A 26,565-nucleotide genomic window follows, 5' to 3' on the forward strand; every position below is an offset into this window, starting at 1 on the left:
GGGGAGTGCGCGGGGGCCCGGCGCGGCCTCACGCGGCGTCAGACGGGCAGTCCCCGGGCCTCCTTGACGCGCTTCATGATGATCTGGGAGTTCACCTCGGTGACCCCCGACAGGGCCGTCAGCCGCTCGATCCACAGCCGTTCGTACGCGCGCAGGTCGGCGACCGCGATGCGCAGCAGACAGCCGGGGCTGCCGAACAACCGGTAGGCCTCGACCACGTCGGGGATGTCCTGGAGCGCCGCCTCGAAGGCCTCGACGGCCTCCCGGTCGCGGCGTACCTCCACCGACACCAGCACCTCGAAGCCGCGGTCCACCGCCTCCGGGTCGATGACCGCGCGGTAGCCCTGGATCACCCCGTCCTGCTCCAGCTGTCGCACCCTGCGCATGCAGGGGGAGGGGGTCAGACCCACCCGCAGGGCGAGCTCCTGGTTGCTGAGGCGTCCGTCGCGCTGAAGCTCGCGCAAGATTTCACGATCGATGGCGTCCATGACGCAATTATCCAGCAGTGTTTATTGCGGGGTGCGCCGCAACGCGCAATCGCATTGCGCGTAGATCTCACTATCATTGCTACCTCTAGCAAATCTGTACGAGGGCCCGCGTGGGACCCTTGTACCCCGTGTGAGGGAAGGGTGGCCATGGGACGCATCGTCGTCATCAGCACCGGTGGGACGATAGCCAGCCGGTGGATGGGCTCCGGCTTCGCCGCCGAGGCGGACGGCCGCGAGGTGATGGCCACGGCGCCGCTGCCCGAGGACGTCAGCGTCGAGGTCGTCGACCTGTTCCGGGTCAACAGCCCCCGCCTGACCACCGCCCACCAGCTGACCCTGCTGCGCACCGTCCACGAGGTCCTCGCCGACCCCACCGTGGACGGCGTCGTCGTCACGCACGGCACCGACACCCTGGAGGAGTCGGCCTTCCTGGTCGACCTCCACCACCACGACGCCCGCAGCGTCGTGTTCACCGGCTCGCAGCTGCCCATGGGGTCCGCCGACGGCGACGGCCCCGGCAACCTCTACGACGCCCTGCTCACCGCCGCCACCACGCGCGGCCTCGGCGTCCTGATCACCTTCGCGGGACGGGTGCACGCCGCCCGGGGCACCGTGAAGACCCAGGCCGTCGCCCTCGACGCCTTCGCGGACCCCTCGAAGGAACTCCTCGGCAAGATCGGCTTCGGCAAGGTCGCCGTCCTGCGCGAACCGCAGCGGCCGGAGCCCCTCGCCCTGCCCGCGATGCCGGAACTGCCGCCGCGCGTGGACATGGTGATGCACCACTGCGACGGTGACGCCCTCCTGCTGAACACCGCCGTCGAGGCCGGCGCCCGCGGCATCGTCCTGGTCGGCACCGGCGCGGGCAACGCCACCCCCGAGATCGTCGAGGCCGTCCGGGCCGCCGTCGCCCGGGGCGTCCTCGTCGCGCTGACCACCCGGGTCGCGGCCGGCCCGGTCACCGAGATCTACACCCACGGCGGCGCCGTCGACCTGGTCGCGGCCGGGGCCGTCCCCACCGGGACCCTGAGGGCCGGCCAGGCGCGCATCGCCGTCCTCTCCGCCCTCCTCGCCGCCGACGAGCCCGCCGAGCGGGTCCGCCTCCTGCGCCGCGCCCTGGGCACCCCGGACTCCGTCCTCGTCGACGCGTAGCACCCACCCCGCGGGGCCCGCGCCCCCGCGGAACGCGAAGCGCCCGCCCACCCCCGCGAGGGGGCCGGCGTGCGCTTCGCGCTTCCGGTCGGCGCCGCGCCGGTCGGCGCAGCACGTCAATCCCGGCCGAACGCCCCCAGGATCCGGTCCGCCGCCGAGGTCGCCGTCAGGGTCCCGGCGCGCACCTCGGCCTCCAGGGCGGGCGCGAGGCCCCGTACGGCCGGATCGGAGCGCAGCCGCTCCAGCAGCGCGTCACGGACCATCGACCAGGTCCACTCCACCTGCTGCGCGGCCCGCTTGGCCGCCAGCCGGCCGTCCGCCTCCAGCAGCCGCCGGTGCTGTTCGAGCCGGTTCCACACCTCGTCCAGGCCCGCCGACTCGCGCGCGCTGCACGTGAGGACCGGCGGAGTCCACGCCGCGTCCGAGGGGTGCATCAGGCGCAGCGCGCCGGACAACTCCCGGGCGGCGGCCTTCGCCTCGCGCTCGTGCGGACCGTCGGCCTTGTTGATCGCCAGCACGTCGGCCAGCTCCAGCACGCCCTTCTTGATGCCCTGGAGCTGGTCGCCGGTGCGGGCCAGGGACAGCAGCAGGAACGAGTCGACCATCCCGGCCACCGTCGTCTCCGACTGGCCCACGCCCACGGTCTCGACGAGGACGACGTCGTAGCCGGCCGCCTCCATGACGATCATCGACTCGCGGGTCGCCTTCGCGACCCCGCCCAGCGTCCCCGCCGAGGGGGACGGCCGCACGAACGCCGCCGGATCCACCGCGAGCCGCTCCATCCGCGTCTTGTCGCCGAGGATGGAGCCGCCCGTACGGGTGGACGAAGGATCGACGGCGAGGACCGCGACCCGGTGGCCCAGCCCCGTCAGCATCGTGCCGAACGCGTCGATGAACGTGGACTTGCCCACCCCGGGCACCCCGCTGACGCCGATCCGGCGGGCCCGCCCCGCGTGGGGCAGCAGCGCCGTCAACAACTCCTGCGCCAAGGCCCGGTGGGCGGGCAGGGTGGACTCGACGAGGGTGATGGCGCGGGCGATCACTGCGCGCTTCCCGTCGAGCACCCCCTTCGCGTAGGCCTCGATGTCGATCTTCGGCACCGGCGCCGCCTACAGCTCGTGGCCCAGATCCGCGGCGAGCCGCGTCACCAGGTCGTGGGCCGCGTCCGGGATGACCGTGCCGGGCGGGAACACCGCCGTCGCGCCCATTTCCAGCAGCGTCGGCACGTCGGCCGGCGGGATCACCCCGCCCACCACGATCATGATGTCCTCGCGCCCCTCCGCCGCCAGCTGCTCGCGCAGCGCCGGTACGAGGGTCAGGTGGCCGGCCGCCAGCGACGACACGCCCACCACGTGGACGTCCGCCTCGACGGCCTGACGGGCCACCTCCGCCGGGGTCTGGAACAGCGGGCCGACGTCCACGTCGAAGCCCAGGTCGGCGAAGGCCGTCGCGATGACCTTCTGGCCGCGGTCGTGGCCGTCCTGGCCCATCTTGGCGACCAGGATGCGCGGACGCCGCCCCTCCGCCTCCTCGAACCGGTCGACGAGCGCACGGGTGCGCTCCACGGAAGGGGACTCGCCTGCCTCGGTGCGGTACACACCGGAGATCGTACGGATCTGGCTCGCGTGCCGCCCGTACACCTTCTCCAACGCGTCCGAGATCTCGCCGACCGTCGCCTTGGCGCGCGCCGCGTCCACCGCCAGGGCGAGGAGGTTGCCCTCACCGCGCTCGGCGGCGTTCGTCAGCGCCCGCAGCGTGTCCTGCGTGACGGTCTCGTCCCGCTCCTCGCGCAGCCGCCGCAGCTTGGCGATCTGCTGGGCGCGCACCGAGGAGTTGTCGACCTTCAGCACGTCGATCTGCTCGTCGCTGTCCACCCGGTACTTGTTCACGCCGATCACCGGCTGACGGCCGGAGTCGATCCGCGCCTGGGTACGGGCGGCGGCCTCCTCCACGCGCAGCTTCGGGATGCCCGCGTCGATGGCCTGCGCCATGCCGCCGGCCGCCTCGACCTCCTGGATGTGCTGCCAGGCCCGCCGCGCCAGGTCGTACGTCAGCCGCTCCACGTACGCGCTGCCGCCCCACGGGTCGATCGACCGGCAGGTCCCCGACTCCTGCTGGAGCAACAGCTGCGTGTTGCGGGCGATGCGCGCCGAGAAGTCCGTCGGCAGCGCGAGCGCCTCGTCCAGGGCGTTGGTGTGCAGCGACTGCGTGTGGCCCTGCGTCGCGGCCATCGCCTCGATGCAGGTGCGCGTCACGTTGTTGAAGACGTCCTGCGCCGTCAGCGACCAACCCGAGGTCTGCGAATGGGTGCGCAGCGAAAGCGACTTGGCGTTCTTCGGGTCGAACTGCCTGACCAGCTTCGCCCACAGCAGGCGCGCGGCGCGCAGCTTCGCGACCTCCATGAAGAAGTTCATGCCGATCGCCCAGAAGAACGACAGGCGCGGAGCGAACGCGTCGACGTCCAGGCCCACGGCCTGACCGGCCCGCAGGTACTCCACCCCGTCCGCGAGGGTGTACGCCAGCTCCAGGTCGGCCGTGGCCCCGGCCTCCTGGATGTGGTAGCCGGAAATCGAGATGGAGTTGTAGCGCGGCATCTTCTGCGAGGTGAACGCGAAGATGTCCGAGATGATCCGCATCGAGGGCTTCGGCGGATAGATGTAGGTGTTGCGGACCATGAACTCCTTGAGGATGTCGTTCTGGATGGTCCCGGCGAGCTTGTCGGGGGAGACGCCCTGCTCCTCCGCCGCCACGATGTAGAGGGCGAGGACCGGCAGCACCGCGCCGTTCATCGTCATCGACACCGTCATCCTGTCCAGCGGGATCCCGTCGAACAGCTGGCGCATGTCGTAGATGGAGTCGATGGCCACGCCCGCCATGCCGACGTCACCCGTCACGCGCGGGTGATCGCTGTCGTACCCCCGGTGCGTGGGCAGGTCGAAGGCGATCGACAGGCCCTTCTGGCCGGCGGCGAGGTTGCGCCGGTAGAAGGCGTTGGACTCCTCGGCCGTGGAGAAACCCGCGTACTGACGGATCGTCCAGGGCTGGTTGACGTACATCGTCGGGTACGGGCCGCGCAGGTACGGGGCCACGCCCGGATAGGTCGCGAGGAAGTCCAGGCCCTCCAGGTCCCGCCCGGTGTACAGCGGCTTGACGCCGATGCCCTCGGGGGTCTCCCACAGCAGGTCGCCCGTCGCGGACCCGGTGGACTCCTTCACCGCGGCCCGCCACCGGTCCTCGGTCGTCCCGGCGGAGGGGCCGTCGCCGAGGGCGAGTTCGGAGAAGTCGGGGATGCTCACACGGTGCTCACTGTTCACGGGGCACTCCCATCCGGTCGAGTACGGAGGACAGCACGGCGACCGCGTCGCAGCCGGCGAAGACGTACTCGTCCACGGCGCCGGCCGAGGTGCCGGGCCTGCCCGCGAGGAACAGCGTCGTGGCGCCGGCCCCGCGCAGGGCCTCGGCCACCTCCGCCGCCCGCTCCTCGTAGAGGGCGTCACTGGAACACAGCACCGCCATGCCGTCCGCGCCGCTCGCCGCGTAGGCCTCGGCGGCGTTCGACGCGTCCACCGACACCGGGTCGTGGACCGGCTCGACGCCACCCGCCTGGAAGAGGTTGGAGGCGAACGTGGCGCGGGCGGTGTGCGCGGCGGCCGGGCCGAGCGCCGCCAGGAAGATCCGGGGCCGGGCGCCGGTGGCGGCCAGGTGCGCGTCGCTGCGGGCGCGCAGCGCCTCGTACGCCTCGTCGCGCCGGACGCGGGGCAGACCGCCGGCGGGCACGCCGGGCAGCGGCTCGCGCACGACGGGCTTCTCCGACAGCAGCGGGAACTCGCTGACGCCGGTGATCGGTTCGCGGCGCGTGGCCAGCTTCTTCGAGCGGGTCGCCCAGGTGGCGGCGAGCCGCTCCGCGACCAGCCCCGAGCGCAGCGCGGCGGCCTGACCGCCGGCCTTCTCCACCGTCTGGAAGAACTCCCAGGCGGCGTGCGCGAGTTCGTCGGTCAGCCGCTCCACGTACCAGGAACCGCCGGCCGGGTCGATGACCCGCGCCAGGTGCGACTCCTCCAGCAGGACGGTGGAGGTGTTGCGGGAGATGCGGCGCGCGAAGGCGTCGGGCAGTCCCAGCTCGCTGTCGAAGGGGAGCACGGTGACCGCGTCCGCCCCACCGACGCCCGCCGCCATGCAGGCGACGGTGGTGCGCAGCATGTTCACCCACGGGTCGCGGCGGGTCATCATCACCGGCGAGGTCACCGCGTGCTGACGCTGGGCGCCCGCGGCGGGCACCCCGCAGGCCTCGGCGACACGGGCCCACAGCCGGCGGGCGGCCCGCAGCTTGGCGATGCTGAGGAACTGGTCGGCGGTGGCCGCGTAGCGGAACTCCAGCTGGGCGAAGGCGGCTTCGGCGTCCGCGCCCGCCCCGGTCAGGGCCCGCAGGTAGGCGACACCGGTGGCCAGGGACAGCCCCAGCTCCTCGGCGGCCGAACCGCCCGCCTCGTGGTAGGGCAGGGCGTCCACCGTCAGGGTGCGCACGCCCGGCCAGGCGGCGGCCGTCTCGCGGGCCAGCGCGGCGGCGGCGGGCAGGTCCAGGGCCTCGCCCGTGCGGGCCTCGTGGCCCAGCGGGTCGACACCCAGGCAGGCGCGCGCCTCCTCGGGGGTCACGCCGCGCTCCGCGTACAGGGCGAGCAGCGCCCGCGTGGCCTCGGCGTAGGAGGCGCCGGGGTCGAGGACGACCGGCGCGAGGTCGAGGTAGACGCCCTCCAGGGCCCGGCCCAGGTCGCCCGCGGCCAGTCCGCCCGGTCCGACGGTCAGCCACAGCGAGGTGGTGCCGTTCTCCAGGTCGGCGAGGGCCGCCTCGTTCACCCGTACGGGGTCCCCGCCGGCGATCCGCTGACGGACGTCCCAGCCGGAGGCCGAGGTGCCCTCCGGCGTGCCGCCGCGCACGAACGGCGCGAAACCGGGGAAGCCGGTGTCCGGACCGTCCCCGTCGGGGCGCGCGGTGTACAGCGGGCGGGTGATGAGCCCGTCCTCGAGCGTGGTGGACAGGGCTGCTTCCGCCGCCTCGCCGGATACTTCCTTGCCCGACTTGCGCAGTACGCCTTCCACCAGGCGCTGCCACTGCTCATGCGTCGCGTCAGGAAACTCGGCGGCCAGGGAGAGCCCGTCGTCAGGCAGGACCGTCATGGCTCGAATGCTAGGGGGGCCGCTCAATCGAGACCATAAGCGCCGGATGTGATCTCGCACTCCCAGGTCAGACCGGCCGTACGGCCGCCGGATCCCGGAAGAGCGGCCCCAACAGGACCGTCGCCGCCGCTTCCGGGAGTACGGCGGGACCCGAGTGCGGCGCGACGATCCTTCCGGGGTCGACCCGTACGTGGGACCACTCGCCCACCGCGCCCCGGACCTCCTCCAGATAGTCCTCGTGCAGCACGCTGGACAGCTCGGTGACCACCATCACCGCAGGGTTGAACACGTCCAGCAGCAGGGCCGCGGCCCGCCCGACGGCGCGGGCCCGCTCCCTCAGGAGCCCGTCCGCCCGGGGGTCCCCGGCGGCCGCCGCGTCGACGACCAGGGCCACCGTCGGCTCCGGGACGATCCCGAGGCGCACCGCCTCGGCGCCGAGCGCGGTGTCGGAGGCCGTCGCCTGAAGACAACCCGAACGGCCGCACCCGTCGCACGCCACCCGGGACCCGGGCACCGGCAGGTGCGCCACGTCACCGGCGGCGGAGCCCGGACCCTGGTGGACGGTCCCCCCGATCCCGAAGGCCGCGTCGACCACGTTGCCGATGAACAGGTGCACCAGGCTGCCGCGGGCGTCGGGATGACCGAAGAGGATCTCCGCGCCCGCCACCGCCCGGGCGTGGTTGTCGATCCGCACCGGCAGGTCGAGCGAGGCCGCCAGGTCGGCGGCCAGCGGTACGTCGCGCCAGCCGAGCGCGTGGTGGTGCACGACCGTCCCCGTGTCGGGCCGGACCCGGCCGCCGAGCGCGACGCCGACCCCGAGCAGCGGCCGGCCGGAGCCCGACTCCCGCAGGAAGCGCCCGAGTTCCTCGCCGATGCGCTCGCGCAGCGCGGGGTCGGCGGGGTCGGGGTGCGGGAAGGAGCGGTGCGCCAGGATCCGCCCGCGCAGGTCGACGAGGCCGAAGGTGGACGACGGCACCCCGATGTGGAGCCCGGCGGCGACGGGCCCGCCCACCGCCCCGGTGTGCAGGTCCAGCGGGATCCGGGGCCGCCCTGACGAGGCCGCCGGACCCGGGGGCTCGGGCAGCTCCCGCAGCAGGCCGTCCCGCAGCAGCCCGGTCGCCTGCCGCGACACGGAGGCGGGACTGAGCCCGCACAGCTCGGAGATCCCGCTGCGCGCGACGGGCCCGTGCTCCAGCACGGTGCGCAGCACGGTGGCCGCGTTGGCGGAACTCCGGCTGTCGCCGGCCATTCGGGTCATCCCCCGATCATGCCGGTCCCCCGGCCCGGACCGTACGGCGCCGGCGGCAGGCGACGGTCCCGCACGCGACGCCGGCCCCCACGCCGGGCGCCGGTGGTCCGCGGGGTGGCGCGAGGTGTCACGGGGAGGCCGGTGCGGGCCCGTCCGGCCGGTGGCACACGGCGCCGTCGGCCGGTCGGGGGCGCGATGCGGCGTCTGCGGTGGGTCCGGCCGAGCGCGGACACGGGGAGGACGGGCCGGGCCCGGCCGGCGGGGGCGGCGTGGGCGCGTGCGGGTCGCGCGTGGCGGGCGCGTTGCGGGGCCGTGAAATCCGGCCACGGGTTTCGGCCGCCCGGGGGAGGAGAAGTCGCAGGTCAAAGGGGGTGCGGCCGGGGCGGGGCGGGAGCGCGGTCGGGGGTTGACCGGTGGCGGGCGCGCTGACAGGCTCCGAGCCATGACCGCGAACGACCACCTCGCCCCGCGGCTCCTCACCCCCGGCCCCTGTACCGCGCCGGGCGCGTGTCCGGGCCGCTGTCCGGCCCGCCGCCGCCCCTGACCCGGGCCCCGCGCCCCCGCGCCGCCCGTCGTCACGGGTTCGCATCGGGGTAGCCCCCGATCCGGTCGGTTCCGTCCGTTGCCCCCGTTCCGCCCGTTCCTCCGCTTCGGTCCGTTCGGTCCGTTCGTACGGGGGCGGTCGATCCTCGGGCGCGCCCCGGGAGCCGCGGTCCGAGGGCCGAGGGCGCCTCGCGTCCGGACCCGGGGTTCCGCCGTCCGTACGGGGCCGCGCCGGTGGGTCCGGGTCGGGCGGGGCTCCGCCGGCGCACCCGCCGGCTCCGCGACGGCGGGTGGTCCCGATCCCGTCCGACGGGTCCCGTACGCCACGCCACGCCACGTCACTCCACCACGCCGCGTCCCGGGGCGCCCGCGACCCCGTCCGCGCCGAACCCCGTCCGCGCCGAACCCCGTCCGTGTCCCCGGCCGCCGCCCCGCGAACCCGCTCGTGCACGCCCCGCGTCCAGCCGTAACCGCATTCCTTCCGCAGCGGAAATAAACCTCCGCCGTCACCTCAGGGAGCAACCGTGACCACTGCCACGACCACCACCACCGTCACCCGCATCGGCGGCCGCATCGGCGCCGAGATCGGCGGCGTACGCCTCGGCGGAGACCTCGCCCCCGAGACCGTCGCCGAGGTCCGCGCGGCCCTCCTCGCCCACAAGGTCGTCTTCTTCCGCGACCAGGACCACCTCGACGAGGCCTCGCACGAGGCCTTCGCCCGGCTCCTCGGCACCCCCGTCGCCCACCCCACCGTCCCCTCCGCCGACGGCCGCTACGCCCTGGGCATCGACTCCCACCACGGCGCCCGTGCCAACCAGTGGCACACCGACGTCACCTTCGTCCCCGCCTACCCCGCCTTCTCCATCCTGCGCGCCGTCACCATCCCGCCCTACGGCGGAGACACCCTGTGGGCCAACACCGCCACCGCCTACGCCCACCTGCCCGAGCCGCTGCGCGCCCTCGCCGACGGCCTGCGCGCCCTGCACTCCAACGAGTACGACTACGCCGCCCTCAAGCCCGGCGCCCTCCCCGAGGCCCTCGCCCAGTACCGGGACGTGTTCACCTCCACCTCCTTCGTCACCGAGCACCCGGTCGTCCGCGTCCACCCCGAGACCGGTGAACGCACCCTGCTCCTCGGCAACTTCGTCCAGCGCGTCGCCGGCCTGACCGGCCGCGACTCCCGGGCCCTGCTCGACCTCTTCCAGGCGCACGTCGAGAGCCCGGAGAACACCGTCCGCTGGCAGTGGCGGACCGGCGACGTCGCGATCTGGGACAACCGCGCCACCCAGCACTACGGCGTCGACGACTCCGACGACCACGAGCGCACCCTGCGCCGGGTCACCGTCGACGGCGACGTCCCGGTCGGCCCCGACGGCGAGCCCTCCCGCCTGGTCACCCCGGAGACCGTGCCGGACCCCTCCTTCGGCATCCCCTCCGGCGCCTCGACCGCCACCCCGGCCGCCTCCGCCTGACCGGAACGCCCGCGGCGCCCGTACGGGCCGTACCGCACCCGCACCCGCACGGGTGCGCGTACGGCCCGTCCCGCCCACGCACCACACGCCACCCGCGTCACCCGCGCCTCCCGTACCGCCGTCGATCCAGGAGCCTCCATGCCCAAGTTGCTCGCCCTCACCGGCAGCCCCTCCACCCACTCCCGCACCGCCGTCGTCGCCGACCACGTGCTGCGCCGCCTGACCCACTCCGGATTCGAGACCGCCCACCTCGCCGTGCGCGAGCTGCCCGCCGCCGACCTGCTGTCCGCCCGCCGCGGCGAGCCGGAGGTCCGTCGCGCGCTGGAGGCCGTCGCCGAAGCCGACGGCCTGGTCATCGCGACCCCGGTCTACAAGGCCTCGTACACCGGCCTGCTCAAGGCGTTCCTCGACCTGCTGCCGCAGGACGGCCTGGCCGGAAAGACGATCCTGCCGATCGCCACCGGCGGCAGCCTCGCCCACGTCCTGACCATCGACTACGCCCTGCGCCCCGTCCTCGCCGCCCTCGGCGCCCGGCACGTCACCGCCGGCCGCTTCGTCCTGGACTCCTCCGTCGAGCGCGGCGCCGGCCCGGACCGGCTGCGACCCGACGCGGAGCTGGACCTCTTCCAGGCCGTCGACGAGTTCGCCGACGCCCTGCGCGCCGCCGGGGTCGCCACCCTCACCCCCGCCCCCTGACCCGAGCCCCACCCCTCCACCGCGACAACAAGGATCCGTCATGCCCGCAGCCACCACCCCGACCATCCGCACCCGGCGCCAGTTCCTCACCCTGCTCGGCATCTCGGCGGCCGCGGTGAGCTGCGGCACGGCCACCGCCACGGGCGGCTCCGGGTCCGGATCCGGCAAGCAGATCACCACCCTCAAGTACCAGGGCGCCGTCGGCGCCGTCACCCTTCCCGAACTCGCCGCGGACCTCGGCCACTTCGGCGACGTCACCCTCGAATGGGTGGGCAACACCATCAGCGGGCCGCAGGACATCCAGTCCGCCGCCACCGGCCAGACCCACTTCGGCAGCGCCTTCAACGGCGCCGTCATCAAACTGGCCGCCGGCAAAGCCCCCATCAAGGCCGTCGTCTCCTCCTACGGCTCCGACCGCGAGTCCTTCGCCGGCTACTACGTCCTGGAGGACAGCCCGATCCGGTCCGCCCGCGACCTCATCGGCAAGAAGGTCGGCATGAACACCCTGGGCGCCCACTACCAGGCCCTCCTCGACGTCTACCTCAGCCGCAACGGCCTCTCCAAGGCCGACGCCGGCAAGGTCGAGGCCCTCGTGGTGCCGCCCGTCAACACCGAACAGGCCCTGCGCCAGAAGCAGATCGAGGTCGGCGTGCTCACCGGGGTCCTGCGCGACAAGGCCCTCGCGTCCGGCGGCATCCGCCCCCTGTTCTCCGACGTCGACCTGCTCGGCCCCTTCAGCGCCGGCACCTACGTGATGACCGAGCGCTTCATCAAGGAGAACCCGGACACCGTACGCACCTTCGCCACCGGCGTCGCCAAGGCCATCGAGTGGTCCCGCACCACCCCGCGCGAGCAGGTCATCGCCCGGATGACGGAGATCGTCAAGAAGCGGGGCCGCAACGAGGACACCGCGACGCTCCAGTTCTGGCGCTCCTACGGCATCGCCGAGACGGGCGGCCGGATCGCCGACAAGGAGTTCCGGCTGTGGCTCGACTGGCTGGGCGAGCGCGGCGAGATCCCGCAGGGCCGCCTGGAGCCGGCGGACCTCTACACCAACGAGTTCAACGGCTACGGGAAGGGCTGACGGCCACCATGGCGAAGATCGAGTTCCAGGACGTCACCAAGACCTTCCCCAGGAAGGCCGGCAAGGGCAGGGAGGCGGCGGAGTTCACCGCCCTCGACGGCATCGACCTGAAGATCGAGGCGGGCGAGTTCCTCGTGGTCGTGGGCCCCAGCGGCTGCGGCAAGTCCACCCTCCTCGACCTCCTCGGCGGGCTGACCCGCCCCAGCTCCGGCCGGATCCTGCTCGACGGTCGGCCGGTCACCGGCCCCGGCCTGGACCGGGGCATCGTCTTCCAGCAGTACGCGCTGCTGCCCTGGCGCACCGCCCTCGGCAACGTCGAGTTCGGCCTGGAGGCCACCGGTGTCCCGCGCCGTCAACGAGCGGCGAAGGCCAGGGAGTTCCTCGACCTCGTCGGACTCACCGGTTTCGAGGACCGCCACCCGCACGAGCTGTCCGGCGGCATGCGCCAGCGCGTCGCCATCGCCCGCTCGCTGGCGTACGACCCGGACGTGCTGCTGATGGACGAACCGTTCGCCGCCCTCGACGCCCAGACCCGCGAGTCCCTCCAGGACGAACTGCGCCGCATCTGGCAGCGCACCGGCAAGACGGTCGTCTTCATCACGCACGGCATCGAGGAGGCGGTGTACCTCGGTCAGCGGGTGGCCGTCATCACCTCGCGCCCGGGCCGGATCAAGGAGATCGTCCCGGTCTCCTTCGGCGACCGGGACGGCCGTGCCACGGGGGAGGACCTGCGCTCCAGCCCCGAGTTCGCCCGCCACCGCCACCACATCTGGACCCTGCTCCACGACGAGGTGGCCCGCGCCCAGCAACTGGAGAAGGAAGAGGCCTCCGTATGAGCACCGACACCGCCCCCGCCACCCACGCGGGAACGGCCGCGAAGGCCGATCCGGACACCGGGGACACGACCGCCGAGGCCCCGCCGGCCCCGGCCCCGGTTCCGCCCCAGGCTCCGGTCCCTGCTCCGACTGTTCCACGGGCCTCCCGTACGTCCGTACCGCGCGCGGCGGCCCGGTGGCTGCGCGCGGCGCTGATCCGCTCGGCGGCGATCCTCGCGCTGCTCGCGCTGTGGGAGACCGCGCCCCGGCTCGGGCTCGTGGACGCCACCTTCCTGCCCCCGGTCAGCGAGGTCGCCCGGGCCTGGTGGGAGCTGCTGGGCGACGGACAGCTCGGCGAACACGCCCGCGCCAGCCTGACCCGGTCCTTCGGCGGGTTCGCCATCGCCGTGGTCATCGCCGTCCCGCTGGGACTGCTCATCGGCTGGTACCGGCCCGTCGCCGCCTTCCTCGGCCCGCTGCTGGAGCTGTTCCGCAACACGGCCGCCCTCGCCCTGCTGCCGGTCTTCGTGCTGCTGCTGGGCATCGGCGAGACCTCGAAGGTGTCGATCGTCGTCTACGCCTGCGTCTGGCCGATCCTGCTGAACACGATCAGCGCCGTCGGGAACGCCGACCCGACCCTGGTCCGGCTGGCCCGCTCGATGGACCTGTCCACCCCGAAGCTCTTCCAGAAGGTGATCCTCCCGGCCTCGGTGCCGGCCATCTTCACCGGCATCCGGCTCGCGGGGGCGGTCTCCATCCTGGTCCTCGTCGCCGCCGAGATGATCGGCGCCAAGGCCGGGCTGGGCTACCTGATCAACGCCTCGCAGTTCAACTTCGCCATTCCCCAGATGTACGCGGGCATCATCACGATCTCCGCGATCGGCGTCGCCTTCAACCAGCTCCTGGTCACCGTCGAACGCCGCCTGAGCCTGTGGCGGGTCCCCACCTCCTGACCGCCGTCTCCTGACCGCCGTCTCCTGACCGCCACCACCGCCGCGGCCGGCGCCACCCCGGCCGCGGCGACCGGACCGGCCCTCCACCGCGTCCCGACCGGCCGTCCACCCGAACCACCCGCGGAGCGCCCCGCTCCGCCGTTCACCCCAGGGAACCGACATGTCCGCAGCCACGCCCCGCACCCTGCACCTCAACGCCTTCCTCATGAACGCGGGCCACCACGACGCCGCCTGGCGCCACCCCGACTCCAGCCCCGAGCGCGTCACCGACCTCGCCTACTTCCAGGAGCTGGCCCGTACGGCCGAGCGCGGCAAGCTCGACTCGATCTTCTTCGCCGACGGCCTCGCCCTGTGGGGCAAGGCCCGCCACAACGCCCTCGGCGGCTTCGAACCGCTCACCCTGCTCTCCGCGATCGCCGCCGTGACCTCGCACATCGGGCTCATCGCGACGGTCTCCACCACCTTCAACGAGCCCTTCCACACGGCCCGGAAGTTCGCCTCCCTCGACCACCTCAGCAACGGCCGCGCCGGCTGGAACATCGTCACCTCCGGCACCGTCGACGAGGCCCGCAACTTCAACCGCGACGAGCACCTCGCACACGGCGTCCGCTACGAGCGCGCCCACGAGTTCCTGGAGGTCGCCCGCAAGCTGTGGGACAGCTGGGAGGACGACGCGATCGTCCTCGACAAGGAGCGCGGCGTCTACGCCGACACCGACAGGCTGCACCCCGCCGCCCACCGCGGCGAGCACTTCTCCGTCGCCGGCCCCCTGAACGTCCCCCGCTCGCCCCAGGGCCACCCGCTGCTGGTGCAGGCCGGTTCCTCCGAGGACGGCAAGGAGTTCGCGGCCCGCCACGCCGAGGCCGTCTTCACCGCCCAGCAGACCCTCGCCGACGGACAGACCTTCTACAAGGACCTCAAGTCCCGCCTCGCCCGGTACGGCCGCACCGAGGACCAGCTCCTCGTCCTGCCCGGCATCGCGCCCGTCATCGGCTCCACCGAGGCCGAGGCCAAGGCCCTGGAGCAGCGGCTCACCGACCTCCAGGTGCCCGAGTACGGCCTCGCCCAGCTCTCCGGGATGCTGAACGTGGACCTGACGGGCCACCCCCTGGACGGCCCGCTGCCCGACCTGCCCGAAGAGCGCGACATCAACGGCAACAAGAGCCGCTTCACGCTCGTCGCCGAACTGGCCCGCCGCGACGGCCTCACCCTGCGCGAGCTGATCGCCCGCCTCGGCGCCGGCCGCGGGCACCGCGTCTTCGCGGGCACGCCCGAGCAGATCGCCGACCAGCTGGAGGAGTGGTTCACCCAGGGCGCCGCCGACGGCTTCAACATCATGGCGCCCGTCCTGCCCACCGGCCTGACCGACTTCGTCGACCACGTGGTGCCGATCCTCCAGCGGCGCGGCCTCTTCCGTACGGAGTACACGGGCACCACGCTCCGCGAGAACTACGGGCTGCCCCGCCCCGCCAACCGGTACGCGCGCTGAGGGCGCCGTCCGGCGCGCCGCGCGTCGGGGGAGGTGACGTACCCGTACACCTCGTCGCCCACGGAGTGGTCGTGGGTGTCCGGACCGAGGGCCTCGACCACGCCGGCCACGTCCCGGCCGGGTATGACGGGGTGGCGGACCTCCAGGACCGGATCGAGGTATCCGGCGGCGAGCTTCCAGTCGACGGGGCTGACCCCGGCCGCCTTGACGCGGATCAGCACCTCGCCGGGGCCGCCCTTCGGTTCCGGCGCGTCGACGAGCTCGAGGGGCGCGGGAGTTCCGCATGCGCTGTACGCGATCGCCTTCATGATCACCGCCAACCGGTGCGCGTCGCCGCCCGTTCCGGGGCCGGGCGCGGCTTCACGCGCCGTTCACGCGGGCAGCGAGTTGGGGTGCGAACGGCGTCGGGCGGCGCTGAGCAGGGCCTGGATCTGGGCGCCCGACTGCTCGACGTCGTCCAGCGGGGAGGGGAAGGGCAGCCGGACGTCGGTGTGGCCGCGCCGTTCCTCCAGGCGCAGGGTGATCCCGTAGCGGTCCAGGGCGAGCGGGAGCGCGCGCACGAGGGCGTGGGAGGGGACCGGTCGGACCAGGCGCAGCAGCAGGGTGACGAGTTCGGGGTGGTCGTCGAGGAGGTGGGTGAGCATGCCCGCCTCGTACGGGGCGAGCGGGTCGGGCCAGGCCTCGTCCAGCTCGTCCAGCCCGATGTACGAGATGCCCTCCGCGGTCTCCAGGATCGCCTGGCCGTATTCCACGCAGGTGGTGGCGCCGGGCTCGGACTCCTCGTCGGCGTACGGGGTCAGGAGCCGGCCCAGCACCGTGACGCGGGCGCGCACCCGGTCGCGCACCGGGGTGGGGGCGATGTCGGTGAACTCCAGCCGGATGGCGGGGCGCTCGTCGGTCGCCGACGAGAACGGGTGGCCGGCGGCGGGCGGGGCGGGGTGCAGGTGGAGCCGGCCGAGGACGTCGCTGCCGTCGAGGTGGCGGACCTCGCTGCGGACGCCGTCGGTGACCACGGTCATCGAGTGCGCGGCGGCGAGGATGGACCGCACCCGCTCGGCGTGGGTGGGCCGGGCGGCGGCGGGCATGGCGGCGGGATCACCGGGCAGGCGCATGCGGTCTCTCCATCGATCGGAGTGGGTTAGGTATGCCTAACCTAACCTAGCCCATCGGTCGTCCGAGCAGAACCCCGCCCCTCCGCTTCCGCGCACCCGCTCGTGTCGGTGTTGGGCTGAACGGGTGAAACGCGAGAGGATGGGCGGATGCACATGAAGCGCGAGGCCGAGGCGGCCCGGTGAGCAGGTACGACGTCACCGACGAACAGTGGGAGGGACTCGCGCAGGTGGTGCCGCTGCGCAGTCGCAACGAATGGCCCTCCCGGGTGGACCACCGCACGATCCCCAAGGCCGCCGGGGCCACCGCGGCGGAACAGCGGCGCTTCGTGGTGATCCGGGTTCAGATCTTCGCCGACGCCAGAGAGGTGGCGGAGTACCTGATCGCGCAGATCCCGGTCCTCCTCGACCTCACCGGCGCCGACAGCGAAGTGGCCAAGCGGATCCTGGACTTCAGCAGCGGCGTGGTCTTCGGCCTGGGCAGCGGGATGCACCGGGTCGACCGCAACGTCTTCCTGCTGGCCCCCGTCGGGACCGAGGTCGAGGGGATCGCGGCCGCAGCCGTCCCCCGATCGTAGGAAGGTCGCGACGACGGAACGGTTCGGCGGGCCCCCGGACACCCCGGGGGCCCGTACCGTCCGGCCATGGACGCCACCCTGGACGCGACCCTGGACGCGACGCCGACCATCCCGGCCCCCGCCCGCCGCACGCCGAGCACCCCGCCCCGGACCGAAGCCCCGCCCGGGCCGACGGCCGCGCCCCCGGACACGACCCCGTTACCCGGCGCGGTGACGCCGACCGCGAAGCGGAAGGCCGAGGGGGAGGCCGGAGCGGAGGTCGAACCGGAGGCCGGAGCGGAGGCCCGAGCGACCTCGACCGCACCCGCGGGCGGCCCGCTCCGCCCCGGCGTGACCGAGCTGCGCCTCGCCGCCTTCGGCCCGCACCGCGCCGCCCGCTTCGCGCTCGGCCCCGTGACCCTCTTCACCGGCCCCAGCGGCAGCGGCAAGTCCCAGGCCCTGGAGGCCTACGGGGCCCTGGCGGCCCTCGGCTCCGGCCGCACCCTGGACGAGGTCTTCCCCGACCCGTCCGCCCGCGTCCCCGAACGGGCCCGCCCCGACGCGGACGGCCGCCGCGGCTTCCGCATCGGCTGCACGGTCGACGGCCCCGTCGGCCCCGTCCGCCTCGACCTCGCCGTCCAGGCCGAACCCACGCTGCGGATCGCCGGCGAGCGCCTCACGCAGGACGGCCGCACCCTCTTCAGCACCGCCCAACGCGACCCCCGCCGGCGCTCCGTCGAAGCCGCCTGGCTGACCGGCGGCGCCGTCGGCGTCACCCGCGCCCCGCTCCCCGACGACCGCCTGGGCACGGCCCTGCTCCCGCTGCGCGTGGCCGGGGCGACCGCCGACCAGCGGCACGTCCTCGCCGCCGTCGAGCAGGTGGTCGTCGCCCTGCGGTCGGTCTTCCCCTGCGCCCCGAACCCCGCCCGCATGCGGACCCCGGTCCCCACCGGCGAGGGCCGACTGCGCGGAGACTGCGCCAACCTGGCCGACGTGCTGCGCCGGACCCGAGACGAATGCGCCACCCGCCACGCCCTGCTCGTCACGGCCGCCCGCACCGCCTGCGCCGGCCCCGTCGCCGACCTCGTGGCACGGGGCCCCGGCGGACCCGGCGGAGGACTCGTCACCGCCCGCCTGGACCGGGGACCCGACCGGCCCGCCACCGAACTCGGCCGCCTCGGCTCCGGCGAACTGCGCTTCCTTGCCCTGGCGCTCGTCCTGCTCACCGGACCCGGCGTGCTGGCCGTGGACCCCGCCGCCGAACTGCTCTCGGCCCGACAGGCCCTCACCGTCCTCGCCGACGGCCTCGACCGCGACCTCGACCGGAGCCAGCGCGCCGAACTGTTGCGCCTGGCCCTGCTGTCCTGCGCGCGCGGGCACGTCCGCCTGGTCGCGGCGACGGGAGCCGAGGGCGCCGCAACCGCGCGGGGGCTCCCCGGCGTCTCGGTGGTAGACCTGTCCCCATGAACAGCGCCCCCGAGGAACCCGAAGACGAACGACTCCACCGACTCCAGCGGCGGCTCGCCGAGTTCGCCGCCGCCCGCGACTGGGCCCCTTACCACACGCCCAAGAACCTGGCCGTCGCACTGAGCGTGGAGGCGTCGGAACTGGTCGAAATCTTCCAATGGCTGACGCCGGAACAGTCGGCGGCGGTGATGGAAGAGCCGGAACGCGCACACCGAGTGGTCGACGAGGTGGCCGACGTACTGGCGTATCTGCTGCAATTCTGTGAGGTTCTCGGGGTGGATGTGCTGGATGCGCTGGCGGCGAAGATCGAAAGGAACGAACAGCGCTTCCCGGTGACCGGTACGACGCCTTCTGATCGTCACTCTTCGGAGTGATGGCGTCGTCCACAACCATGTTTGTGTCCACAGATTTCCGAATACCCCTGGCTTTACTGGCTCGTTGCCTTCACTCTGGGTAGTGGAGAACGGCGGGATGTCGTGCGGACGGGGGACGGCATATGGATGCGGTACGGCTCATCGCGGCCGGCCGGCACGCTCTGGCACAGAGCGGCGCCGCGTGGGACATCGTGGGAGAGGCCTGGCAGGCCCAGGCGTTGGCGCAGGGGATCGGGGGATGGCTGGCGGTCACCGGGCCGCCGGAGCTCAGATCGGAGGCACGGGGACTGGGGGAGGCGGGAGGCAGAGGCTGCGGGGTCGTCGACCGGGCCGCCCTGCGCGGCGAGGGCAGCGCGCCCGAGACGCCGCCGAGGGCGGCGCGACTGACCGGCGTGGCCGATGTCCGCCAAGCGCTGCTCGGGATCCAGGCGCTGCTCGGGGAGGTCGGAATAGCCCTCGTGGGGGTGGCCTGCGCGACGGACGACGAAAGCCTGTACTGGCAGTGCATCGAGTCGATCGACGCGGCCGACGAGTCCAGCGACCGCGTGCGGGCGCTGCTGCGCAGGATGGCGGTACGGGAACGGGGCTCGGCCTCGGGCGTGGTCTGAGGACCCGGGCCTCACACGGGGTCGCGGGGTCCCGCCGCGCACGGCGGGACCCGCACGGTCGCGCCGACCGGTCGCGGGGGTCCGGTTCAGAACTCCCGGTCGGAGTGGGTCCCGCGGTCGCTCCCGGACACCTGGCCGGCCGCGGTCGTCGGCGCGGCGGCGGGAGCGCGGTCCGCGGTGTTCAGGTCGGCGTCGAGCCGGGACAGGTCGGCGTTCAGCGCCGCCATCAGCTCTTCCATCTGTTGCAGCAGCCCCTTCGGCGCGCTGCCCTGCGCGGGCACCGCGGACTCCCGGTGTGCCTGTTCGTGTGCTGCCTGTCCGGTGTGCCCGGTCTGTCGGGGGGTCTCCGGCACGACCTCGTGGGACATGGCGGCCTCCTCGGCCCTGGCCCTTCCGAGGCGGAAGGGGGCGGTGGACGCGTCGTCGGCAGGCCGCCGGCGCGCGGGCCGGGCGGTCCGGCTCCGACCGAGCCAACGATCACCGTCCGCGCAGGTCACTGGCGGGGCGAAGCGCGGACCGCCGGGTTGACGCAGATTCACCCTGCAGGGGTGGGAGGCGGGCAGGATGGAGCCATGGAGCTCCGAATCTTCACCGAACCCCAGCAGGGCGCCGACTACGACACCCTCCTCACCGTCGCCAAGGCCACCGAGGACCTCGGCTTCGACGCGTTCTTCCGCTCCGATCACTATGTGCGGATGGGCTCCGTCGACGGGCTGCCCGGGCCCACCGACGCCTGGATCACCCTCGCGGGACTGGCGCGCGAGACCAAGCGGATCCGGCTCGGCACCCTGATGACGGCCGGCACCTTCCGGCTGCCCGGCGTCCTCGCGATCCAGGTCGCGCAGGTCGACCGGATGTCCGGCGGGCGCGTCGAGCTGGGCCTGGGAGCCGGCTGGTTCGAAGAGGAGCACAAGGCGTACGGGATCCCCTTCCCGGCCGAACGGATGGCCAGGCTGGAGGAACAACTGGCGATCATCACCGGCCTGTGGGCCACCGAGCCCGGAGCCACCTTCGACCACCACGGCACCCACTACCGGCTGGAGAACTCCCCGGCGCTGCCCAAGCCCGCCCAGGCCAAGGTGCCGATCCTCATCGGCGGGCACGGCGCCCGGCGCACCCCGCGCCTCGCCGCACGGTACGCCGACGAGTTCAACATGCCCTTCGCCTCGGTGGAGGACAGCCGCCGGCAGTTCGCCCGGGTCCGCGAGGCCGCCGCCGGGGTCGGCCGCAAGGCCGAGGAACTCGTCTACTCCAACGCCCTGGTGGTGTGCGTCGGCAAGAACGACGCCGAGGTGGCCCGGCGGGCCGCCGCCATCGGCCGCGAGGTCGACGAGCTCAAGGCCAACGGCCTGGCGGGCTCCCCGGCCGAGGTCGTGGACAAGCTCGGCACCTACGCCGCCATCGGCTCCTCCCGCGTCTACCTCCAGCTCCTCGACCTCGACGACCTGGACCACCTGGAGCTGATCTCCTCCCAGGTCCTCGGCCGGCTCGGCTGACGAGCCACCGCACACAGGAGGACCCGTGCCCCGCGCGACCCGCCCCCTCGCCGACGCCCTGGCCGTCGGGCCCGTGCTCCTGGACGGCGGGCTCGCCGAACGCCTCGCCGCCCAGGGCTGCGACCTGTCCGGCGCCCTGTGGACGGGCCGGGTCCTCGCCGAGCACCCGGAACAGGTGGAGGCCGCCCACACGGCCTACGTCGAGGCCGGCGCCGAGGTGCTGATCACCGCCAGCTACCAGACCGGGTACGACCCCGCGCTGTCCGCGGCGTCCGTACGCCTCGCCGACCGGGCGGCGCGGGCGGCGGGGCACGAGGTGTGGGTGGCCGCCTCCGTCGGCCCGTACGGGGCCGCCCTGGCCGACGGCGGCGAGTACCGGGGCCGCTACGGGCTGGGCGGGACCCGGCTGGAGGCCTTCCACCGGCCGCGGGTCGAGGCCCTGCTCGCCGCCGGCCCGGACGTCCTCGCGCTGGAGACCCTCCCCGACACCGACGAGGTCCGGGCCCTGCTGCGGGTCCTGGCCGCGACCGGCGCGCGGGCCTGGGTGAGCTACACCGTCGAGGGCGAGCGCACCCGCGCCGGCCAGCCCCTCGACGAGGCCTTCGCCCTCGCCGCCGCCGCGCCCGAGGTCATCGCGGTCGGCGTCAACTGCTGCGATCCGCGGGACGTCCTGCCCGCCCTGGAGACCGCCGCCTCGGTCACGACCAAACCCCTCCTCGCCTACCCCAACGACGGCTCCGTCTGGGAGGCGACCACCGCCACCTGGCACCGCCCGCGCACCCCGCGGCCCTGGCCCGTCGACGCCTGGCTCCGCACCGGCGCCCGGATCGTCGGCGGCTGCTGCCGCGTCGGCCCGAGCGCCGTCGCCGCCCTGCGCCCCTCCCTGCGCCGGAGGTCGGGAGCCGGGTGAAAAAGCAGTAGGCCCGCGCCCGCGCGCGGCAGATACTGAAGCGCATGTTCCTCACGATCAGCACCACCGGCACGACGGAGAAACCCGCCACCGACCTGGGCTTTCTGCTGCACAAGCATCCGGGGAAGGCGCAGGCGTTCACCACCTCGCACGGCACCGCGCACGTCTTCTACCCCGAGGCCTCGGCCGAGCGGTGCACGGCTGCGCTGCTGCTCGAGGTGGACCCCGTCGCGCTCGTGCGGCGCGGTCGGGAGAAGGGTCGGGGCGGAGCCCCCGACGCCGCCCTCGCCCAGTACGTGAACGACCGCCCGTACGCGGCCTCGTCCCTGTTCGCCGTCGCCCTCGGCGGGGTGTTCCGCTCGGCCCTCAACGGCCGGTGCACGGCCCGCCCCGAGCTGCCCGGGCGACCGCTGCCGCTGCGGATCGAGATCCCCGTGCTCCCGGCGCGCGGCGGCGGCGCCCTCGTGCGCCGGCTGTTCGAACCGCTGGGCTGGGACCGGGTCGACGTCGAGCCCGTGGCGTTGGACGAGAAGTTCCCGGAGTGGGGCGACAGCCGATACGTACGGCTCGTGCTGGAGGGCGGCCAGAGGCTCGACGACGCCCTGCGCCAGTTGTACGTCCTGCTGCCCGTGCTCGACGACTCCAAGCACTACTGGGTCGCGCCCGACGAGGTCGACAAGCTGCTGCGGGCCGGGGACGGCTGGCTGGCCGGCCACCCCGAGCACGCGCTGATCACCGCCCGCTACCTGGCCCGGGACAAGCGGCTCACCCGGGACGCCATGGAGCGCCTGGAGCTCGCCCGCCTCGCCGAGGTCGACGGGAGCGAACCGGAGGAGGTCGACAACGCCGTCGACGAGGCGCGCGACACCGAGGAGCGGCCCGTCCCGCTGGCCGTGCGCCGCCGCGAGGCCATCCTGGCCGCCCTGCGGTCGGCCGGCGCGGCGCGCGTCCTCGACCTCGGGTGCGGGCAGGGGCAGCTGGTGCAGGCCCTGTTGAAGGACGTCACCTTCACCGAGATCGTCGGCGTCGACGTCTCGACGCACGCCCTGGCCGTCGCCGCGCGTCGCCTGCGCCTGGAACGGATGGGGGAGCGGCAGAGTTCCCGTGTCCGGCTGTTCCAGGGGTCGTTGGCGTACACCGACAAGCGGCTCGTCGGCTACGACGCGGCCGTGCTCAGCGAGGTCATCGAGCACCTGGACCTGCCGCGCCTGCCGGCGCTGGAGTACGCGGTGTTCGGCGCGGCCCGACCCCGCACGGTCCTCGTGACCACGCCGAACGTCGAGTACAACGTCCGCTGGGAGACGCTGCCCGCCGGGCACGTCCGCCACCGCGACCACCGCTTCGAGTGGACCCGCGAGGAGTTCCGTACGTGGGCGCGGCGCGTCGCCGACCGGTACGGGTACGCCGTGACGTACGTGCCCGTCGGCGAGGACGACCCCGAGGTCGGTCCGCCCACCCAGATGGCCGTCTTCACGGCCACCGGCGAACCCACCGCCACAACCGAACCCACCGCCACCACCGAGACCACCACGACCCCGAAGGAGGGTGAGGCGGCATGACCGTCACCGAGACCGACCGCGCGACCCCCCGCCCGGCCCACCGGGTCCTTCCCGTCACCGACCTGTCCCTCGTCGTCCTCGTCGGGGCCACCGGATCGGGCAAGTCCACCTTCGCCCGCCGGCACTTCAAGCCGACCGAGGTCCTCTCCTCCGACCACTGCCGGGGCCTGGTCAGCGACGACGAGAACGACCAGAGCGTCAGTCGCGACGCCTTCGACGTCCTCCACTACATCGCCGCCAAGCGGCTCGCCGCCGGTCGGCTGACCGTCGTGGACGCCACCAACGTCCAGCCCGAGGCCCGCCGGCAGCTGGTCCGCCTGGCCCGCGAACACGACGTCCTGCCCATCGCGATCGTCCTGGACATGCCGGAGGCGGTCTGCGCCGAACGCAACGCCGGCCGACCCGACCGCGCCGGACTGCCGCGCCGGGTCATCCAGCGCCACCGCGGCGAGCTGCGCCGTTCCCTGCGCGGCCTGGAGCGCGAGGGCTTCCGCAAGGTGCACGTCCTGCGCACCGTCGAGGAGGTCGAGTCCGCCGAGGTCGTCCTGGAGAAACGATTCAACGACCTCACGCACCTCACCGGACCGTTCGACATCATCGGTGACATCCACGGCTGCTCCTCCGAGCTGGAGACCCTGCTGGCCAAGCTCGGCTACCGGGACGGCGCCCACCCCGACGGCCGCACCGCCGTCTTCGTCGGCGACCTCGTCGACCGCGGCCCCGACAGCCCCGGCGTCCTGCGCCGCGTGATGGGCATGGTGAAGTCCGGCAACGCCCTGTGCGTGCCCGGGAACCACGAGAACAAGCTCGGCCGCCACCTCAAGGGGTCCAAGGTCCAGCGCACGCACGGTCTCGCGGAGACGATCGAACAGCTCGACCGCGAGCCCGAGGAGTTCGTCAAGGAGGTACGGGAGTTCATCGCCGGCCTGGTCAGCCACTACGTGCTCGACGGCGGCCGGCTGGTGGTCTGTCACGCCGGCCTGCCCGAGAAGTACCACGGCCGCACCTCCGGCCGGGTCCGCTCGCACGCCCTGTACGGGGAGACCACCGGTGAGACCGACGAGTTCGGGCTGCCGGTGCGCTACCCGTGGGCGGAGGACTACCGGGGCAAGGCGGTCGTGGTCTACGGCCACACCCCCGTCCCGGACACCACCTGGATCAACAACACCATCTGCCTCGACACCGGCGCCGTCTTCGGCGGCCGGATGACCGCCCTGCGCTGGCCCGAACGCGAACTGGTCGACGTACCGGCCGAGAAGGTCTGGTACGAGCCGGTCAAGCCGCTCGCCGCCGAGGCGCCGGGCGGCCACGAGGGGCGCCCGCTCGACCTCGCGGACGTCCACGGGCGCCGCGTCGTGGAGACCCGCCACCTGGGCAACGTCGGCGTCCGCGAGGAGAACGCCGCCGCGGCGCTGGAGGTCATGAGCCGCTTCGCCGTCGATCCGCGCCTGGTGCCCTACCTGCCGCCGACGATGGCCCCGACGGCCACCTCCCGCGAGGAAGGCCACCTCGAACACCCGGCGGAGGCCTTCGCGCAGTACCGCGCCGACGGTGTCGAGCGGGTCGTCTGCGAGGAGAAGCACATGGGCTCCCGCGCGACCGTCCTGCTGTGCCGGGACGCCGAGACGGCCCGGTCGCGGTTCGGGACCGACGGCGCGGCCTCGGGCTCGCTCTACACCCGCACCGGACGGCCGTTCTTCCAGGACCCCGGGGTCACGGAGGAGTTCCTCGGCAGGCTCCGGACCGCGGTCGACGCCGCCGGCCTCTGGGAGGAGCTGGACACCGACTGGCTCCTGCTCGACGGGGAGCTGCTGCCCTGGTCCCTGAAGTCGACCGGCCTGCTGCGCAACCAGTACGCCGCCGTCGGCGCGGCCTCCCGCGCCGTCTTCCCCGGCGCGCTGGCCGCCCTGGAGGCGGCCGCCGCCCGGGGCGTGGAGACGGGGGAGCTGGCGGCGCGCCAGCGGGCCCGTGCCGAGGACGCCGCCGCGTTCACCGAGGCGTACCGCCGCTACTGCTGGACCACCGACGGGCTGGACGGCGTACGGTTCGCGCCGTTCCAGCTGCTCGCGGTGGCCGGACGGTCCCTGGCCGACGTACCGCACGACCGGCAGCTGGCCTGGCTGGACCGGCTGGCCGACGCCGACGGGCGGACGGCGGCCCCGCTGCTGCGGCGCACGGCGCGGATCCACGTGGACACCACCGACGAGGCGTCCGTGCGCGCGGGCACCGAATGGTGGCGGGAGATGACCGCCGCCGGCGGTGAGGGCATGGTCGTCAAACCGCTCGGGGCGTACGTCCGGGACGGCAAGGGGCGGCTGGTGCAGCCGGGCGTGAAGGTGCGCGGGCGCGAGTACCTGCGGATCATCTACGGCCCGGAGTACACGCGACCGGAGAACCTGGAGAGGCTGCGTCAGCGCTTCCTCGGCCACAAGCGCTCGCTCGCGCTGCGCGAGTACGCGCTCGGCCTCGAGGCCCTGGACCGGCTCGCGGCCGGCGAGCCGCTGTGGCGGGTCCACGAACCGGTCTTCGCGGTGCTGGCGCTGGAATCGGAGCCGGTGGACCCCCGGCTGTGACGGGGCGTGCCGGCCGCGCCGCCGGCCGGTCCGCAGCGGGTGGGGGCCACGGGTCCCCGCCCGCTCGGTCCTTCCCGGCTGTAGGCGGTGGCACAATCCGCCTGTCGGGTCAAGCATTTGACGGACGATCATCCGCCACGGACGGGTGAACCTCGTCGCGGCCCGGCCCGGAAACGCCCTCACGTAGGCCTTATGAGGGAACTTTCGCCGGGAACTCCGGGGAAACCACCGGCGGGATCGTTCATCCAGGGCAGCGGAATGTCCGCGACCCTGGAAGGACGGAACGTCACCTATGAAGATGACCGCGCGCGGAAGCCTTGCGGCACTGATGACCTGTATGGCCGCGGTCGGAGCGGCCTCCCCGGCCGTCGCCGACGCGGTGCCGGTGGATGTGCCGCTGGACGCCGTCGAGACCACGCTGGGCGTGGCCGCCCCCCGCGTGGCCACCGGGGTCCCGATGCCCGTCGTCGGCGCCCCCGAGGCGCCCCGGCACCACAAGGGCGACCTGCTGCCGGTCCCACTGCTCCCGGTCGTCCCGATCGCCACCGAACTCGGCGACACCCGCATCGCCTCGGCGGTGCCGAACCTCGCGGGCGCGCCCGAGACGGACGGCGAGGGGTCCGTGGAGTCCCCCGAGACGACGCTGCGCACCCGCACCCCCGGCGCGGTCGTCGGAGCCCCGCTGACCATGCCGGACGGGAGCAACTTCGGGCTGCCGAACCTGACCGCCCCGAAGCTGGGTCTGACCGCCCCGGAGCTCGTCGGCGCCCCCTCGGCGCTCCTCGGCCTGCGCTGAGGG

At 73.9% G+C, this 26,565-nt stretch carries 24 protein-coding genes; 16 read left to right on the top strand and 8 right to left on the bottom strand.

Annotated features, from left to right (window positions below):
* Positions 1 to 38 precede the first annotated feature (38 nt).
* A complete protein-coding gene (locus ACZ6ZI_RS11990) occupies positions 39 to 488 on the bottom strand; it encodes an Lrp/AsnC family transcriptional regulator (RefSeq protein ID WP_363052766.1) in 450 nt (149 codons plus the stop codon).
* Positions 489 to 635: 147 nt separating this feature from the next.
* Here ACZ6ZI_RS11990 and ACZ6ZI_RS11995 point away from each other — a divergent pair, with 147 nt between their 5' ends.
* A complete protein-coding gene (locus tag ACZ6ZI_RS11995) occupies positions 636 to 1,637 on the top strand; it encodes an asparaginase (RefSeq protein WP_363052768.1) in 1,002 nt (333 codons plus the stop codon).
* Positions 1,638 to 1,753: 116 nt separating this feature from the next.
* Here ACZ6ZI_RS11995 and meaB read toward each other — a convergent pair whose 3' ends face one another.
* The 4 genes from meaB to ACZ6ZI_RS12015 all read right to left on the bottom strand — a co-directional run bounded on the left by meaB (position 1,754) and on the right by ACZ6ZI_RS12015 (position 8,070).
* A complete protein-coding gene (gene meaB, locus ACZ6ZI_RS12000) occupies positions 1,754 to 2,737 on the bottom strand; it encodes a methylmalonyl Co-A mutase-associated GTPase MeaB (RefSeq protein WP_469518998.1) in 984 nt (327 codons plus the stop codon).
* A 9-nt stretch (positions 2,738 to 2,746) separates the two neighbouring features.
* Complete coding sequence (gene scpA, locus ACZ6ZI_RS12005; RefSeq protein WP_469519579.1) at positions 2,747 to 4,933, bottom strand: methylmalonyl-CoA mutase; 2,187 nt, start codon at positions 4,931 to 4,933, stop codon at positions 2,747 to 2,749.
* Between the two features lie 7 nt (positions 4,934 to 4,940).
* Positions 4,941 to 6,812 (bottom strand): methylmalonyl-CoA mutase family protein, encoded by a 1,872-nt coding sequence (locus ACZ6ZI_RS12010; protein WP_469519001.1) that lies wholly within the window; start codon positions 6,810 to 6,812, stop codon positions 4,941 to 4,943.
* A gap of 67 nt (positions 6,813 to 6,879) precedes the next feature.
* Positions 6,880 to 8,070 (bottom strand): ROK family protein, encoded by a 1,191-nt coding sequence (locus ACZ6ZI_RS12015; protein WP_469519002.1) that lies wholly within the window; start codon positions 8,068 to 8,070, stop codon positions 6,880 to 6,882.
* Positions 8,071 to 9,128: 1,058 nt separating this feature from the next.
* On the opposite strand from ACZ6ZI_RS12015, the gene ACZ6ZI_RS12020 reads away from it, so the two are divergent.
* The 6 genes from ACZ6ZI_RS12020 to ACZ6ZI_RS12045 all read left to right on the top strand — a co-directional run bounded on the left by ACZ6ZI_RS12020 (position 9,129) and on the right by ACZ6ZI_RS12045 (position 15,113).
* Positions 9,129 to 10,076: a TauD/TfdA dioxygenase family protein gene (locus ACZ6ZI_RS12020; protein WP_469519003.1), complete on the top strand. Its 948-nt coding sequence runs from the start codon at positions 9,129 to 9,131 to the stop codon at positions 10,074 to 10,076.
* Positions 10,077 to 10,214: 138 nt separating this feature from the next.
* Positions 10,215 to 10,772, top strand: a complete 558-nt coding sequence (ssuE, locus tag ACZ6ZI_RS12025) for an NADPH-dependent FMN reductase (RefSeq protein WP_469519006.1) — start codon at positions 10,215 to 10,217, stop codon at positions 10,770 to 10,772.
* 40 nt (positions 10,773 to 10,812) lie between these two features.
* On the top strand, positions 10,813 to 11,856 hold the full coding sequence (locus ACZ6ZI_RS12030; RefSeq protein WP_469519007.1) for an ABC transporter substrate-binding protein: 1,044 nt from the start codon (positions 10,813 to 10,815) through the stop codon (positions 11,854 to 11,856).
* An 8-nt stretch (positions 11,857 to 11,864) separates the two neighbouring features.
* The gene (locus ACZ6ZI_RS12035; protein WP_469519009.1) at positions 11,865 to 12,692 is read left to right on the top strand and encodes an ABC transporter ATP-binding protein; all 828 of its coding nucleotides are present in this window, start codon (positions 11,865 to 11,867) and stop codon (positions 12,690 to 12,692) included.
* Positions 12,689 to 13,624: an ABC transporter permease gene (locus ACZ6ZI_RS12040; protein ID WP_469519011.1), complete on the top strand. Its 936-nt coding sequence runs from the start codon at positions 12,689 to 12,691 to the stop codon at positions 13,622 to 13,624. The genes ACZ6ZI_RS12035 and ACZ6ZI_RS12040 overlap by 4 nt, the downstream gene beginning before the upstream one ends.
* Before the next feature lie 160 nt (positions 13,625 to 13,784).
* Complete coding sequence (locus ACZ6ZI_RS12045; RefSeq protein WP_469519013.1) at positions 13,785 to 15,113, top strand: LLM class flavin-dependent oxidoreductase; 1,329 nt, start codon at positions 13,785 to 13,787, stop codon at positions 15,111 to 15,113.
* On the opposite strand, the gene ACZ6ZI_RS12050 is transcribed toward ACZ6ZI_RS12045, so the two are convergent.
* Positions 15,074 to 15,421 (bottom strand): alcohol dehydrogenase catalytic domain-containing protein, encoded by a 348-nt coding sequence (locus ACZ6ZI_RS12050; RefSeq protein WP_469519015.1) that lies wholly within the window; start codon positions 15,419 to 15,421, stop codon positions 15,074 to 15,076. The two genes, ACZ6ZI_RS12045 and ACZ6ZI_RS12050, sit on opposite strands and share 40 nt — an antisense overlap.
* A 63-nt stretch (positions 15,422 to 15,484) precedes the next feature.
* The gene (locus tag ACZ6ZI_RS12055) at positions 15,485 to 16,225 is read right to left on the bottom strand and encodes a DUF2470 domain-containing protein (RefSeq protein WP_469519017.1); all 741 of its coding nucleotides are present in this window, start codon (positions 16,223 to 16,225) and stop codon (positions 15,485 to 15,487) included.
* A gap of 179 nt (positions 16,226 to 16,404) precedes the next feature.
* On the opposite strand from ACZ6ZI_RS12055, the gene ACZ6ZI_RS12060 reads away from it, so the two are divergent.
* The 4 genes from ACZ6ZI_RS12060 (at position 16,405) to ACZ6ZI_RS12075 (ending at position 19,228) form a co-directional block, all read left to right on the top strand.
* On the top strand, positions 16,405 to 16,800 hold the full coding sequence (locus ACZ6ZI_RS12060; protein WP_363052791.1) for a cell division protein SepF: 396 nt from the start codon (positions 16,405 to 16,407) through the stop codon (positions 16,798 to 16,800).
* Positions 16,801 to 16,866: 66 nt separating this feature from the next.
* Complete coding sequence (locus ACZ6ZI_RS12065; RefSeq protein ID WP_469519020.1) at positions 16,867 to 18,246, top strand: AAA family ATPase; 1,380 nt, start codon at positions 16,867 to 16,869, stop codon at positions 18,244 to 18,246.
* Entirely contained in the window at positions 18,243 to 18,620 is a 378-nt protein-coding gene (locus tag ACZ6ZI_RS12070; protein WP_363052795.1) for a nucleotide pyrophosphohydrolase, read from the top strand. The genes ACZ6ZI_RS12065 and ACZ6ZI_RS12070 overlap by 4 nt, the downstream gene beginning before the upstream one ends.
* Positions 18,621 to 18,742: 122 nt before the next feature.
* The gene (locus ACZ6ZI_RS12075) at positions 18,743 to 19,228 is read left to right on the top strand and encodes a DUF6099 family protein (RefSeq protein ID WP_469519021.1); all 486 of its coding nucleotides are present in this window, start codon (positions 18,743 to 18,745) and stop codon (positions 19,226 to 19,228) included.
* An 86-nt stretch (positions 19,229 to 19,314) separates the two neighbouring features.
* Here the strand turns inward: ACZ6ZI_RS12075 and ACZ6ZI_RS12080 are convergent, their stop codons facing one another.
* The gene (locus ACZ6ZI_RS12080; protein WP_469519022.1) at positions 19,315 to 19,596 is read right to left on the bottom strand and encodes a hypothetical protein; all 282 of its coding nucleotides are present in this window, start codon (positions 19,594 to 19,596) and stop codon (positions 19,315 to 19,317) included.
* A 204-nt stretch (positions 19,597 to 19,800) separates the two neighbouring features.
* Here ACZ6ZI_RS12080 and ACZ6ZI_RS12085 point away from each other — a divergent pair, with 204 nt between their 5' ends.
* The 5 genes from ACZ6ZI_RS12085 to ACZ6ZI_RS12105 all read left to right on the top strand — a co-directional run bounded on the left by ACZ6ZI_RS12085 (position 19,801) and on the right by ACZ6ZI_RS12105 (position 26,562).
* Positions 19,801 to 20,724, top strand: coding sequence for an LLM class F420-dependent oxidoreductase (locus ACZ6ZI_RS12085; protein WP_469519023.1), 924 nt, complete (start codon positions 19,801 to 19,803; stop codon positions 20,722 to 20,724).
* Between the two features lie 25 nt (positions 20,725 to 20,749).
* Positions 20,750 to 21,634, top strand: a complete 885-nt coding sequence (mmuM, locus tag ACZ6ZI_RS12090) for a homocysteine S-methyltransferase (protein ID WP_469519024.1) — start codon at positions 20,750 to 20,752, stop codon at positions 21,632 to 21,634.
* A gap of 44 nt (positions 21,635 to 21,678) precedes the next feature.
* Positions 21,679 to 23,193, top strand: coding sequence for a 3' terminal RNA ribose 2'-O-methyltransferase Hen1 (locus ACZ6ZI_RS12095; protein WP_469519025.1), 1,515 nt, complete (start codon positions 21,679 to 21,681; stop codon positions 23,191 to 23,193).
* Positions 23,190 to 25,766, top strand: a complete 2,577-nt coding sequence (locus ACZ6ZI_RS12100) for a polynucleotide kinase-phosphatase (RefSeq protein WP_469519027.1) — start codon at positions 23,190 to 23,192, stop codon at positions 25,764 to 25,766. The genes ACZ6ZI_RS12095 and ACZ6ZI_RS12100 overlap by 4 nt, the downstream gene beginning before the upstream one ends.
* A gap of 328 nt (positions 25,767 to 26,094) precedes the next feature.
* Positions 26,095 to 26,562 carry a hypothetical protein gene (locus ACZ6ZI_RS12105; RefSeq protein ID WP_469519029.1) on the top strand — a complete coding sequence of 156 codons (468 nt, stop codon included), beginning with the start codon at positions 26,095 to 26,097 and terminating at the stop codon, positions 26,560 to 26,562.
* The last annotated feature ends 3 nt before the right edge of the window (positions 26,563 to 26,565 follow it).

It is taken from the genome of Streptomyces sp. NPDC103540, from assembly GCF_055584445.1.